Source organism: Nocardia sp. NBC_01503 (assembly GCF_036327755.1).
In the GTDB taxonomy this organism is placed as follows: domain Bacteria; phylum Actinomycetota; class Actinomycetes; order Mycobacteriales; family Mycobacteriaceae; genus Nocardia.
The window spans coordinates 2,230,536-2,244,283 of the sequence record NZ_CP109596.1 but is presented as its reverse complement, the minus strand read 5'-3'; the positions used below and the strand labels follow the sequence as shown (position 1 = coordinate 2,244,283).

Here is a 13,748-nt window from a genome sequence, read left to right as displayed (position 1 = left end):
CGCCCGAAAGTGGTGACGGTGACAGTGTTCGACACGACGGCACCCGGCGAGTACGCGAAATACCGTGCGGCAGCGGCCGATACGGGCTCCTTCGACGCGGTCGGGCTGCCCACCGACGGCTACTACGACGAACTGGTGAACGGTGGCGGCGGCTTGCGCCCCAGCTGGGCCGAGCTCTCCACCGAATTCCTGGAGTTGGGCCGCGACGGTCTGCACGCCCTGGATTCGCGGGTGCGCCGTCTCATCGAGGACGATGCCATCACCTACACCGAACTCGGCAGCGTCGCGAATGAACCCGCACCGCCGCGACTTTGGCGTCTCGATCCGATTCCGCTGCTGCTGGACGCCGCCCACTGGAAGGACCTGGAGGCGGGCCTCGTCCAGCGGTCTCGCCTGTTGGACGCCATCCTCACCGATGTGTACGGCCCGCGCCGCACCCTCACCGCGGGGCTGCTGCCACCGCAGATCGTCTTCGGCCACCGGGGCTACGTGCGTGCCGCACACGGTATTTCGCTGCCCGGACGGCATCAGCTGTTCCTGCACGCCTGCGATATCAGCCGCTGGAGCGATGGCGGATTCCGGGTGCTCGCGGATTGGGCGCAGGCACCGTCGGGCGCCGGCTACGCGCTCGCCGACCGGCGCGTGGTCTCGGCCGCGATTCCCGAGGCCTTCGAACTGGCCAGCCCGCTGCCGCTGAATCCCTTCGTGCGCGCCATGCGGCTCATGCTGGTCGAGGCGGCCCCGCATGCCGCCGATGAGGAGCCGATGGTCGTCGTACTCAGCCCGGGACCGCAATCCGAAACCGCCTTCGATCAGGCGTATCTCGCATCGGTGCTGGGCTTCCCGCTGGTGGAGAACGCCGATCTGGTGGTGCGGGACGGACGGCTGTGGATGCGTTCGCTCGGCACGCTCAAACAGGTGGATGTGGTGCTGCGCCGCGTCGACGCCGAATTCTCCGATCCCCTGGATCTGCGCCCGGATTCGCGCTTGGGGGTGGTCGGACTGGTCGAGGTGCTGCGCCGGGGCGCGGTGACGGTGGTCAATACGCTGGGCAGCGGACTATTGGAGAGCCCAGCGCTGGGGGCGTTCCTGCCGGAGCTGTCGCGCGCCCTGCTGGATCAGGACCTGAAGCTCCCGAGTGTCGAAACATATTGGGGCGGAGATGATTCCCAGCGCTCACACCTGGTCGGCAATCTGCACCGGCTGATGCTGCGCTCCACCCTCGACGATACGGTCACCGTCTTCGGACCACTGCTGACCCGCGCGCAGTGCGCCGAATGGCGTGCACGCATTACCGCCGAGGGCTGGAAATGGGTGGGCCAGGAACCGGCCCGATTCTCGGTGGCCCCCGCGGTCGCCGCCAACGGTGATCTCGACGCCGCGCCCGTCGCCGTCCGCCTGTTCTCCCTCGCGGGCCGGGTCGGATACCGCGTCATGGCAGGCGGACTCGGCCAATTACATCAGCGCACCGGACCCGACGGCATGATCGGCGAGGCCGCCGCCAAGGACATCTGGGTCCGCGCCGCCCCCGCCGCCGCCCCGGCGGTCGAGATTCCGGAGGAGCGCGAACGTCGCGCCCCCGCCCTGGCCGCCGTGGATGTCATCAGCTCCCCGCGTGTCCTCAACGACCTGTTCTGGATGGGCCGCTACGGCGAGCGCGCCGAGGCCACCGTCCGCCTGCTCGATGCCACCCACGACCGGTACCAGGACTACCGCTACCGGCCCTGGATGGAGGGAGCGGAGGCCATGCCGATCCTGATCGCCGCTCTGGGGCATATGACGGGCACCACGCCGCCACCCGCACGAAGAGCGCCCGTGCAGACCGAAGAAACCGTGGTGCCGCAACAGGATTCGGCCGGTCGAAGTCAGGGCTCGGGTGGTCGGCGTCAATCGCAAGGTCCGGGCGGCCAGTCCCAGAGCCAGGGCGGCTGGTCGGCGAGTTCGGCCGAGGAGCGGCAGCGGGAGATAGCCGCCGCCCAACGCCGCCGCGAGTACTCCGACCAGCCGACCATGCCCATCGCACTGCCCGGCGCGTCCCGTCGCGAACACGATTACCTGGTCTCCCTGACCATGGACCGCGAACTGTCGGGCTCCCTCGCCTTCGCCGTCGAGCGCTACGGTACGGCGGCGCGCGCTGTGCGAGACCAGCTTTCACCCGATACCTGGATGATCATGGGTGCGGTGGACCGCGCCCTCTCGGAGTACCGCGCCGCCCGCGGCGATCGGGGCGCGGCGCTGTCGGCGGTGCATTCCCGGGCTTTGGCGGCGCTGCTCTCCCTCACCGGTATCGACGCGGAATCCACCGTGCGCGATTCGGGTTGGCATGTCATGGATATCGGCCGCCGCCTGGAGCGCGGTCTCGCGCTCACCTCGCTGCTCGCGGCCGCGCTCACCGACACCTATCCGGCCCCGATCGGCCGGGTTGTCACCGAAGCGGTGCTGCAGGCCACCGTCTCGGCGGTGAGTTATCGCCGCCGCCAAGGTGATTCGGTACGCGTCTCGGCCGTGGCGAGCCTACTGCTGTTCGATCGCAGCAATCCGCGTTCGCTGGCCTACCAGCTCGAGCGCCTGGAGGAGGACTTGCTCGCCCTGCCCGCCGCCTCCGGATCCTCACGCCCACAACGACTCTTGACCGATGCCCAGCGCATGCTGCGTCGCGTCGATCCAGCCGATCTCGAGGTCACCGACGCGACCGGTTGCCGTACCGAACTCGCCGAACTGCTCGACGGCGTACACCTGCGGCTGCGCAAGATCTCCGAATCCTTCGAGACCACACGGCTTTCGGTGCCGCGTGAGACCCAGCCGCTGTGGGGCTCCACCCGGGTGGTGGGTTGAGGGTGCGCCGCTATCGGGTATTGCACAGCACGATCTACGTGTACTCGGACGAAGTCACCAGCTCCTACGGCCGCGCCTATCTGACCCCGCGTGAATTCCCCGGCCAGCGGCTGCTCGCGCACGATATTCGGGTGGATCCGGTGCCGTCGGATCGCTCGGTCGGCACCGATGTGTACGGCAATACCACCCTGTATTTCCATGTCACGGCCGAACATCGCCGCCTGGAGGTGACCGGTGAATCGACGGTGGAGGTGACGAACCCGCCGGAGATTCCGGAGCCGGGCCCCTGGGAGAAGGCCCGCCCCGCCATCGAAAACGGACCGCTCGCAGTGGAATTCACCCTCGACCTGAATCCGCCCGAGATCATCGCGGAGGTCGCCGCCTATGCCGCCGAATCCTTCCCGCCCGGCCGCCCGCTGCTGGAGGCGGTGCGGGAGTTGACCGCTCGCATCTACACCGACTTCACCTACAAATCCGGCTCCACCACCGTCAGCACCCGGGTCGCCGATGTCTTCGCCGCCCGCCGCGGCGTCTGCCAGGACTTCGCCCGCCTGGCCATCGCCTGCCTGCGCTCGCTCGGGCTGGCCGCCCGCTATGTCTCGGGCTATCTCGCCACCGATCCACCGCCCGGCCGCGAGCGCATGGTCGGCGCGGACGCCACGCACGCCTGGGCGGCGGTGTGGTTGCCGGACGGCACGGCCGACGGGCACTGGGTCGACTTCGATCCCACCAACAATCAGTTCGCCGACGAACGCTATGTGACCGCGGCCTGGGGCCGCGACTACGCCGACGTACCCCCCATGCGCGGCATCATCTACACCGACGCCAAGGAGAGCAGCATTCGCGTCTCCGTCGACGTCGCTCCGATCGAGGTGTGAGGCAATGCGCGATTTCGCCTGTCCCCAATGCGGTCAGCGATTGGCCTTCGAGAATTCGCTCTGCCTGAACTGCGGCAGCGCACTGGGTTTCAGCCTCGCCGACCGGGCACTGCTGGTGCTGGCCCGGGACGGCGACGATGACACCTCGGACGGTGTGCTGGACGCCAATCACTTCCGGCTCTGCGACAACAGCCATGTCGCGCAATGTAATTGGCTGGTCAAGGGATCGGGCCTGTGTGAATCCTGCCGCCTCACCCGCACCCGCCCGTCCGATCAGGACGGGAAATGGCTGCCCGCCTTCGCCGAGGCCGAAGCCGCCAAACGCCGCCTGATCATGGAGCTCACCGAACTCGGCCTGCCGATTGTCGACCGGCGCACCGACACCGAACAGGGCCTGGCCTTCGACCTGCTCGCCAGCGCCGAACACCAGGTCATGACCGGCCACGAGAACGGCCTCATCACCCTGGACCTGGCCGAGGGCGATGACGTGCACCGCGAACAGCTCCGCGTCGAAATGGCCGAGCCCTACCGCACCCTGCTCGGCCACTTCCGGCACGAGATCGGCCACTACTACTACCCGGTCCTGGTCGGCGAATCCGAATCAGACCGTGCCCGAACACTTTTCGGCGATCCGGTGGCCGACTATCAGCAGGCCCTGGACAAGCACTACCGCCAGGGCCCACCGCCGGGCTGGGAGTCCGACCACGTCTCCTCCTACGCCACCATGCATCCGGCCGAGGATTGGGCCGAAACCTTCGCCCACTACCTGCATATTCGCGACACCCTCGACACCGCCGCCGCCTTCGGCCTCGCCCCCGCGGGCGCGACCCTGGACCGCCCACAACTCGGCCGCTCCGGCTTCGACCGCATAATCGAACTCTGGCTACCGCTGACCTGGTCCCTGAACATGGTCAATCGCTCGATGGGGCACTCGGATCTCTATCCATTCGTCCTGGCCGACCCGGTCTTGGAGAAGATGCGCTTCATCCACGAACTGTGCGCCGCTTCGCCCGCTACCGAACGGTAGTGGCGCACCTGGGTTCCGGCACCGCATTGCCACGCTGTAAACTCGTGATCATCATGCAGCGGGCAAGCCTTCTCCTCGGCCGCCGCGGCGGGGTCTGATACGGACCGGCTCCCGTCGCGGGTGTTCGTCGTGCCGGTCTACCCCATACCTGGGATCCAGCCACACTCTCGGAGATAAATCGCCATGTCACCCGCTGATGCCTTTGTATCCGGATCGCGCACCATCAACGTGCCGTCCAAGCCTGCTCCCGCGGATCAGCCCGCCTGGAACACGCAGAAGAACTCCTCCATGCCGACCTTCCGGTACCGGCCGTTCGCCGAGGAGGTCGAGCCCATCACGCTGGCCGACCGCACCTGGCCGGACAAGATCATCGACCGTGCCCCGCAGTGGTGCGCCGTGGATCTGCGGGACGGCAATCAGGCCCTGATCGATCCGATGAGCCCGGCCCGCAAGCGCCGCATGTTCGACCTGCTGGTGCGGATGGGCTACAAGGAGATCGAGGTCGGCTTCCCGGCCGCCAGCCAGACCGATTTCGACTTCGTTCGCGAGATCATCGAGGACGGCGCGATTCCGGACGATGTCACCATCCAGGTGCTGACCCAGTCCCGGCCCGAGCTGATCGAGCGCACCTTCGAGGCGTGCGCGGGCGCACCCCATGCCATCGTGCACTTCTACAACTCGACCTCGATCCTGCAGCGCCGCGTGGTGTTCCGCGCGGACCGCGAGGCCGTCAAGAAGATCGCCACCGACGCCGCCACGCTGTGCCTGGAGATCGAGAAGAAGTACCCGGACACCAACTGGCGCTACGAGTACAGCCCGGAGTCGTACACCGGCACCGAGTTGGACTACGCGCTGGACGTCTGCGACGCCGTCTCCGCGATCATCGCGCCGACGCCGGACAAGCCGCTGATCATCAACCTGCCCGCGACCGTGGAGATGGCGACCCCGAATGTCTACGCCGACTCCATCGAGTGGATGAGCCGCAATCTGGCCCGCCGCGATTCCATCGTGCTGTCGCTGCATCCGCACAATGACCGCGGCACCGCGGTGGCCGCCGCGGAACTGGGCTACCAGGCCGGTGCGGATCGCATCGAGGGCTGCCTGTTCGGCAATGGTGAGCGCACCGGCAATGTCTGCCTGGTGACCCTGGGCATGAATCTGTTCTCGCGCGGTGTGGATCCGCAGATCGACTTCTCCAATATCGACGAGATCCGCCGCACGGTCGAGTACTGCAACCAGCTGCCCGTCGCCGAGCGTCATCCGTACGGCGGCGATCTGGTCTACACCGCTTTCTCGGGTTCGCATCAGGACGCCATCAACAAGGGCCTGGACGCCATGAAGGCCGCGGCCGACGCCGCGGATTCCGATGTGGCCGATATGACCTGGGCGGTCCCGTACCTGCCCATCGATCCGAAGGATGTCGGCCGCACCTACGAGGCGGTCATCCGGGTGAATTCGCAGTCCGGTAAGGGCGGCGTCGCCTACATCATGAAGACCGATCACGGGCTGGTGCTGCCGCGCCGGCTGCAGATCGAGTTCTCGCAGGCGGTGCAGAAGATCACCGACGGTGAGGGCGGCGAGGTCACTCCGAAGGAGATGTGGGATGTCTTCTCCGAGGAGTACCTGACCCCGATCGTGCCGCTGGAGCGCATCCGGCAGAAGGTCACCGCCTCCGAACTGGACGGCGGCGTCGACCATATCGAGGCCGTGGTCAAGGTGGACGGCGTCGAACAGGCTGTCTCCGGCGAGGGCAATGGTCCGCTCGCCTCCTTCGTGGACGCGCTGGCCACCATCGGCTACGACGTGCGGGTGCTGGACTACAGCGAGCACGCCATGTCCTCCGGTGACGACGCGCAGGCCGCCGCCTACGTGGAGTGCGCCATCGGCGACAAGGTGACCTGGGGCGTGGGCATCGCCACCTCGATCACCACGGCCTCGCTGCGGGCGGTTGTCTCCGCGGTCAACCGAGCGGCGCGCGCCAACTGACAGATCCCTCGATGAGCCCGCTCCGGTTGTCCGGGGCGGGTTCTCGTCTTCGGGGGTGGTGAACATCCGGTAGCGGTGCAGTTGCCGCAAGGTGCGGGGGTTTACCAGGCCAGGGTAGGAGAGCGTCGGGAATGCTAGCGTTGGGGCTGCATTAGCGCCGAGCTCTCTGTTCGAGCTGTCGAGCAGATGGGGGACACGTGACTACGAACGATCAGAATTCGACCTCGCAGGCCGCGGCCGGGCTGCCGGTGGACGCCGACGACATCAAGGACGAGCGACCCTCGTCCGGCGAGGGCGCACCGGAGTCGGACCAGGCCGCCGAGGCCAATGGCGAGGGTGAGCAGGGGGCCGGGTTCTTCCCGCCGGTACCGGACTCGATCGAGCAGACCACCGTCTTCCAGCCCGAAGGCGCGGGGCCGTACGGTCAGGGGCCGGATCCCTTCGCACCGGGTGGTTTCCCGCCCGCGGGCCCGTATGGTGCTCCGCCCCAGGGCGGTCCGAACGGACCGTTCGACGGGCAGGGCCCGTTCCCGGGTGCGCCGTTCCAGAACGGTCAGCAGGGTTTTCCGCCGCCCGGCAACTATCCCGCGCCGGACTCCGGCCAGTTCGCGCCGCCGCCGAATCCCGGTGCGCCGGGCGCGTTTCCGGGCCAGGACGGCCCCTACGGCGAGGTGCGCGACGAGACCCCGTACGGCGAGATCCGGCAGGAAATCGGCAGCGACGGCATGGTTCGCCGAGTGTTTCCCGATCAGCCCGGCCAGCCCGGTCCGCAGGAGCCGGGTGGTGCGCCCGGTCAGTTCGGGCAGCCCGGTCAGTTCGCCCCCGCCAATGATCAGCCCGGCGGGCCGATCTACAGCTGGTCTCCGCCGCCAGCCCAGCCTCCGCAGCAGCCGATGCAGCAGCCAGGCTTCGCGCCGCAGGGCTGGAACGGCCAGCCGCCGCAGGGTTTTCCACAGCAGCAGGGCGGTTTCCAGCAGCAGCCCCCGCCCGGACATTCGGTCAATGATCTGAACCTGTTGCGCCGGGCCCGCCGCGCGCCCCGCAGCGGTTGGCGGCGCGCCGTGCACAAGGCGTCCGGCGGTGTGATCAACCCGGGTGAGTCGCCCGCGGATCTGATGCACGCGCAGCTGGTGGATCGGGTGAATCAGCCGGTGCGCGGTGACTACCGAATCGCCATCCTCTCGCTCAAGGGCGGTGTCGGAAAGACCACCACCACTGTCGGTTTGGGCTCCACCTTCGCCTCCGAGCGCGGTGACCGGGTCATTGCCATCGACGCCAATCCCGACCTGGGCACCCTCGCCCATCGGGTGCCGCGGCAGACCCGCTCCACGGTGCGAAACCTGTTGGAGGACAGCCACATCACCCGCTACTCCGATGTGCGCGCGCATACCTCCCAGGCGCCGAGCCGCCTGGAAGTGCTTGCGAGCGAACAGGATCCGGCGGTGTCGGAGGCGTTCAGCGAGGCCGATTACCGTAAGGCGATCGGAATCCTGCAGCAGTTCTACAACATCATCCTCACCGACTGCGGTACCGGTCTGATGCACTCGGCCATGTCCGGTGTGCTGGATATGGCGAGCTCACTGGTGCTGGTCACCTCACCCGCCATCGACGGTGCGCGCAGTGCCTCGGCCACGCTGGACTGGCTCGATCATCACGGCTATCACAAGCTGGTGGAGCGAACCGTGGTGGTGGTCAACGCTTCTCGCAAGGGTTCCTCCACCGTGGACCTGGATCAGCTGCGCAAGCTCTTCCTGGACCGCACCCGCGCGGTGCAGGTGGTGCCGTTCGACGATCATCTGGCCGAGGGCGCGGAGATCGACCTCGAACTGGTCTCCAAGCCGACCCGGCGCGCTCTGCTGGAGTTGGCCGCCATGGTCGCCGACGATTTCGGCTATCACGCGGCCCAGCAGGGCTTCCAACCGCGCCAGCATTAGCCGAAAACGCCTGATGGCCAACGAATGCCCCGCGGAGACCACCGCAGGGCATTCGCGTTCAACGCCTCAGTCGCGCACGAGCGGAGCCAGCGCCCGCCCGGCCAACTCCACGGTGCCCGGCTCATGCCCATTGGTGACGAGATTGACGATGAGTCCGTCGATACCGTGATCGAGGACGCGGGACCGCAACTGCTCGGCCACCTCATCGGGTGTGCCCACGAACTGCCGGTCCGCCGGAGTCTGCCGCAGCGCCTCCACCGGCAGCGCCGAAAGATCCGTAATCCCTTGCCGTGCAAGTAGATCCGCCTGCACCTTGCGTGCTCGGTCGCCATCCTCGTCGACAATGACGAAGGCCAGGAAGCTGGTCTCCAGTGTCGCGCGATCGCGGCCCGCCTCGTCCAGGCGCGCATGCAGCGCGTCCAGCTTGCGCGGCAGTTCGGAGGCGTTGCAGATGATATTGAGATGGTCGGCGAACCGCGCGGCCAGCGCGAACGTCTTCTTCTCACCGCCGCCGCCGAGCATGATCGGCAGATCATCGCGCACGCGCGGCTCGTTCATGGCGTCCTTCGTGTGGTACCAGCGTCCATCGAAGGTGGAGTGCTGTCCGCGCAGCATCGGCGTGATGATCTGAAGGGCCTCCTCGAGGCGCTCGAAACGCTCTGTGAAGGTACCGAATTCGAAGCCATACGCCTGGTGTTCGAGCTCGAACCAGCCCGCTCCGATACCGAGGACGGCGCGCCCGGCGCTCACCACATCCAGGGTGGTGACGGTCTTGGCGGTGAGCGCCGGATTGCGGTAGGTGTTACCGGTTACCAAGGCGGACAACTGAATTCGTGAGGTCGCCGCGGCCAACCCGGAGAGCGCGGTATACGCCTCCAGCATGGGCTGGTCCGGGGTGCCGAGCAGCGGCAGCTGGTAGAAGTGGTCCATGACGAAGGCGGCGTCGAAGCCCGCCGCCTCGGCCTCGCGCACCTGCGCGGTGACGGCCGCGAACAGCTCGCGCGGCGGTACCCCGTAGCTGAAGTTGGGCATCTGATATCCGAGACGAATGCTCATGCGCTCACGCTATGACCTGGAGTGCGCTCCAAGTCAAGAGAGCTTTGCTAGCGCGTGGCGCGGCGTGCGGCTCGTTCGAACGCGGCCAGGACGGTGGCTACGGCGGGGCGCTTCTCGGCATGCGGGCGCGTGGCCAGGTCGTAGAGCCGCGCGGCGCGCACCCCCGCCAGTCGCAGCATCACCACCTCGGCGTGCCGGACCGCGTACCGGGGCATCAGCGCGATGCCGTAGCCGGAGGCGACCAGCGCCTCGATCACGGTGAAGTCGTTGAGCCGCTGGGCGATTCGCGGCTGCACTCCGGTAACGGTGGCGATCGAGCGCAGTACGTCATCCACCGGGAATCCGCCGCGCACGCTCAGCCAGGTCTCATCGGACAGTTCGGCGGGTACCACCGCGCCGTGCTCGGCCAGCCGATGCTCGGGTCCCACCACCACGTCGATGGGCTCCCGCATGAGGACCCGCGAGGCCACCCGCGCCCCGCCGATGGAGGCGGACCGCTCATCCCGATGCGTCAGCACCACGTCGTAATCGGCGAGCAGCCGTGGCACCTCCACCGGTGGCACATCCTCGTCGGCCGCGATCATCTCCACCCCGGTCCCGGCCAACTCGGCGAGGACGTGGGGCAGTAGCAGTGCCGCCCCGGAAGGGAACAACGCCACCCGTACCTGTCCGCGCGGTGATCCCCGGTACGAGGCCATCTCGGCGGCCGCCTTCTCCATGGCCGCCAGCACCTCATCGGCCCGCACCACCAGTGCTCGCCCCGCATCGGTCAACCGCACCCGGCGCCCGTCCGGTTCCAGCAGTGCCACCCCGGCTTCGCGGGCGAGCACCTTCAGTTGCTGGGATACCGCGGAGGGTGTCATCGACAGCGCTTCGGCCACGGCGGCGACGGTCCCTCGATCCGCGAGTTCGCGCAGCACGCGCAATCGCTCGACCGACATGAGTGGGCCACCGTCCCGCTCTGTCCTCGAATCCTGGCTCGGTGGAAGATGCCGGGGACCCATCGGGCTCGGTGCGATGCGTCGGGGTCGCGGGACGGTGCGGGGTGGGGTGGTGTCCGGGTCTTCCGGGTGGGGCATAGGTAAGTTCTACTACATCGTTGGTGCAGATTTATTCGATTGTTCTTATCTATCGACACCCGCATATTTGCCTCATGACCAATCGTGATCGGCTGCTCGGCCTGGCTGTTGTGGTGCTGTGGGGGCTGAACTTCCTCGCCATTCGGGTCGGGCTCGACCACTTCCAACCCTTCTTCTTCGCCGCACTGCGCTTCGCGGTGATCGCGGTGCCGGTGCTGATCTTCGTGCCGCGACCGCGGGTGCCGTGGCGGTGGCTGCTGCTGTACGGCGTCGGCTTCGGGATTCTGCAGTTCGCCTTCCTGTTCAGTGCCATGCGAGCCGGGATGCCGACCGGGCTCTCCTCGCTGGTGCTGCAGTCCTCCGCGCCGTTCACGGTGCTGTTGGGTGCGGTGTTCCTGCGCGAGCGATTGCGCGGAATCCAGCTGCTCGGCATCGCCGTCGCCATGGCCGGTATGGCGGTGATCGGCTGGGATCGCTCACATCAGGCGGCACTGCTGCCCCTGATCCTGACGCTGCTGGCCGGACTGGGCTGGGCCTTCGGCAATCTCGGATCCCGCATGGCCGCGGCGCCCGCCGAAGGGGTCAACCCCCTGCACCTGACCCTGTGGATGACGGTGGTTCCGCCGCTGCCCATGTTCGCGCTCTCCGCGCTCACCGAGGGCCCGGCCACCGGTCTGCGGGATCTGGCCGACTCGTTCTCGGCGAGCGGCTGGCCCGCCTATGCCGCGCTCGCCTACATCGTGCTGCTGGGCACCATCGCCGGTTCGGGTCTGTGGACATATCTGATGAGTCGCTATCCGGCGGGCACGGTCGCACCGCTGTCGCTCATGGTGCCGGTGGTCGGTATCGCGGCCTCCTGGGCGTTCCTGCATGAGCGGCCGTCGGCCATCTCCCTGCTCGGTGCGGCCATTGTGATCGCCGGTGCGTTCACCGCCACGTCGGCGCGGGCTGCGAAGTCTGCGAATGCCGCGCCGGAGCCGGTGGCGGGCCCGTCACCTCGTCTGACTCCGGCGAAATCGGCTCCGCGCCTCGCCGAGGTATAGCGAACGGTCGGCATACACACATCAAAGATCGACGCGAGGTCCGGAAAATGGCACCCTACGGACCCACGGCTGGTTCCCGCTGCCTAGGATTCCCCCAGGCGTGGGAGGTAGGGAATGACGGGACAGCGTTTGTCCGTCACGCGGCGAACGGTGCTGCGTGGAGCGGTCGCGGCGGGTGCTCTGGCGGGCACGGCCGCGACCCTGCGACCCACGCCCGCATCGGCCGATCCGGGCCGCAGCGTGGTGGTGCTCGGCGGCGGTGTCGCCGGACTCACCGCCGCGCACGAACTGGCCGAGCGCGGCTTCGATGTGACCGTTTACGAGCGCCGGGCACTGGGCGGCAAAGCCCGCAGTATTCCGGTACCGGGCACCGGTCGCGACGGCCGCCCGGAATTGATGGGCGAGCACGGTTTCCGCTTCTTCCCCGGTTTCTACCGCCACATTCCCGATACCATGCGTCGAATCCCGTTCGCGGGCAATGCCAATGGGGTCTGGGACAATCTGGTCGCCGCACCCGAGGCCCGCTTCTCCCGGCGCAATGCCGATGATGTGATCCTGCCGCTGGGGCGCGCGGGCCGTATCTGGGCCACCCCCGACGACTTTCGTGAAACGGTCGGTTCGGCGATTGCCACCAGCACCAAGATGTCTCAATTGGACGCGCTTTACTTCGCCAATCGCCTGCTGGTCTTCAACACCAGCTGCGATGCCCGCCGTTACGGCCAGTGGGACAAGGTGTCCTGGCGTGACTATGTCGGCGCGGGCCGTCGCTCCACCGAATTCCGGATGCTGCTCTCGCGCACGCTGACCACGCTGTTGGTGGCGGCCAAGGATGATCTGGCCAGCACCCTGACCATCGGCAATATGGGGGAGCAGTTCCTCGGCAATCCGCTCGAGGTCGCGAATGACGGTGCGCTGGACCGGCTTTTGAACGGCGCGACCAATGAGGCGTGGATCGATCCGTGGGTCGCGCGACTGCGTGACCTGGGCGTGAAATTCGCGACCGGCGCGGTGCGCGGACTCGATATCGCCGACGGCCGTATCACCGCCGCGCGCATTGTGGACGGCTCCGGCGCGGCCCGGCAGGTCGAGGCCGACTACTTCGTCTCCGCCGTGCCCACCGAGGTGGCGCGCACCCTGTGGTCACCCGAAATCCTCGACCGCCGACCGGATTTGGCGGGAATGAGCCAGCTCATGGTGGACTGGATGACGGGTATCCAGTTCTTCCTGAAGCGCGAGACGAATATCGCGCGCGGTCATGTCGCCTACGTGGATTCGCCGTGGTCGCTGACCTCCATCGCACAGAACCAGTTCTGGGCACGCACCCCGATCACCGGCTTCGGTGACGGGACCGTGCAGGACTGCCTGTCGGTGGATATCTCCGACTGGAACACCCCCGGCACGCTCTACGGCAAACCCGCCAAGGAATGCACGCACGATGAGATCGCCCGCGAGGTCTGGGCGCAACTCAAAGCGCACCTGAACGATCAGCGCGAACTGCTCACCGACGCGGATCTGCACTCCTGGTTCCTGGACACCGGCATCACCTGGGACGCCGGGAGCAAGCGCAATGCCAATGCCGATCCGCTGCTGATCAATACCGCGGGCTCCTGGGCGCTGCGGCCGGAATCCCATCAAGCCGAGATCGAAAACCTGTTCCTGGCAGGTGATTACGTGCGCACCAATGTGGATCTGGCCACCATGGAGGGCGCCTCCGAGGCCGCGCGCACGGCGGTGAACGCACTGTTGGAGGTCTCCGGTTCGAATGCGCCGCGCTGTCAGCTCTTCAAGCTCTACCGCGCCACCGAACTGGAACCGTTCCGGCAGTTGGACATCGCGCGCTTCAAGGCCGGTCAGCCCAATCTGTTCGACGCCCCGCGATAGGGAGATACCGCACAATTCACTGGCGGAGC

9 protein-coding genes are annotated in these 13,748 nt (G+C 67.5%); 7 read left to right on the top strand and 2 right to left on the bottom strand.

The window, feature by feature from the left end; all coding sequences use genetic code 11:
• The first annotated feature begins 18 nt into the window (after positions 1 to 18).
• From OHB26_RS10130 to OHB26_RS10110, 5 genes are all read left to right on the top strand, one after another.
• Complete coding sequence (locus tag OHB26_RS10130; RefSeq protein ID WP_330183936.1) at positions 19 to 2,835, top strand: circularly permuted type 2 ATP-grasp protein; 2,817 nt, start codon at positions 19 to 21, stop codon at positions 2,833 to 2,835.
• Positions 2,832 to 3,713, top strand: coding sequence for a transglutaminase family protein (locus tag OHB26_RS10125; protein ID WP_330183935.1), 882 nt, complete (start codon positions 2,832 to 2,834; stop codon positions 3,711 to 3,713). Before OHB26_RS10130 ends, OHB26_RS10125 begins: the two co-directional genes overlap by 4 nt.
• Before the next feature lie 4 nt (positions 3,714 to 3,717).
• Positions 3,718 to 4,740, top strand: coding sequence for a zinc-binding metallopeptidase family protein (locus tag OHB26_RS10120; protein WP_330183934.1), 1,023 nt, complete (start codon positions 3,718 to 3,720; stop codon positions 4,738 to 4,740).
• A gap of 183 nt (positions 4,741 to 4,923) precedes the next feature.
• The gene (gene leuA, locus OHB26_RS10115) at positions 4,924 to 6,726 is read left to right on the top strand and encodes a 2-isopropylmalate synthase (protein ID WP_330183933.1); all 1,803 of its coding nucleotides are present in this window, start codon (positions 4,924 to 4,926) and stop codon (positions 6,724 to 6,726) included.
• A 197-nt stretch (positions 6,727 to 6,923) separates the two neighbouring features.
• A complete protein-coding gene (locus OHB26_RS10110) occupies positions 6,924 to 8,660 on the top strand; it encodes a nucleotide-binding protein (RefSeq protein WP_330183932.1) in 1,737 nt (578 codons plus the stop codon).
• Between the two features lie 66 nt (positions 8,661 to 8,726).
• Here OHB26_RS10110 and OHB26_RS10105 read toward each other — a convergent pair whose 3' ends face one another.
• Both OHB26_RS10105 and OHB26_RS10100 read right to left on the bottom strand, forming a co-directional pair.
• Positions 8,727 to 9,716 carry an LLM class F420-dependent oxidoreductase gene (locus OHB26_RS10105; RefSeq protein ID WP_330183931.1) on the bottom strand — a complete coding sequence of 330 codons (990 nt, stop codon included), beginning with the start codon at positions 9,714 to 9,716 and terminating at the stop codon, positions 8,727 to 8,729.
• 47 nt (positions 9,717 to 9,763) lie between these two features.
• Entirely contained in the window at positions 9,764 to 10,657 is an 894-nt protein-coding gene (locus OHB26_RS10100) for a LysR family transcriptional regulator (protein ID WP_330183930.1), read from the bottom strand.
• Positions 10,658 to 10,869: 212 nt separating this feature from the next.
• On the opposite strand from OHB26_RS10100, the gene OHB26_RS10095 reads away from it, so the two are divergent.
• Both OHB26_RS10095 and OHB26_RS10090 read left to right on the top strand, forming a co-directional pair.
• Positions 10,870 to 11,838 (top strand): EamA family transporter, encoded by a 969-nt coding sequence (locus OHB26_RS10095; protein ID WP_330183929.1) that lies wholly within the window; start codon positions 10,870 to 10,872, stop codon positions 11,836 to 11,838.
• Between the two features lie 114 nt (positions 11,839 to 11,952).
• Positions 11,953 to 13,719 (top strand): hydroxysqualene dehydroxylase, encoded by a 1,767-nt coding sequence (locus OHB26_RS10090; protein ID WP_330183928.1) that lies wholly within the window; start codon positions 11,953 to 11,955, stop codon positions 13,717 to 13,719.
• Positions 13,720 to 13,748: the final 29 nt, after the last annotated feature.

Bases quoted from the DNA above. Each gene is read 5' to 3' on its own strand.
- OHB26_RS10120 (WP_330183934.1), top strand. From the start codon at position 3,718: ATGCGCGATTTCGCCTGTCCCCAATGCGGTCAGCGATTGGCCTTCGAG.
- leuA (WP_330183933.1), top strand. From the start codon at position 4,924: ATGTCACCCGCTGATGCCTTTGTATCCGGATCGCGCACCATCAACGTG.
- OHB26_RS10105 (WP_330183931.1), bottom strand. From the start codon at position 9,716: ATGAGCATTCGTCTCGGATATCAGATGCCCAACTTCAGCTACGGGGTA.
- OHB26_RS10090 (WP_330183928.1), top strand. From the start codon at position 11,953: ATGACGGGACAGCGTTTGTCCGTCACGCGGCGAACGGTGCTGCGTGGA.
- OHB26_RS10100 (WP_330183930.1), bottom strand. From the start codon at position 10,657: ATGTCGGTCGAGCGATTGCGCGTGCTGCGCGAACTCGCGGATCGAGGG.
- OHB26_RS10095 (WP_330183929.1), top strand. From the start codon at position 10,870: ATGACCAATCGTGATCGGCTGCTCGGCCTGGCTGTTGTGGTGCTGTGG.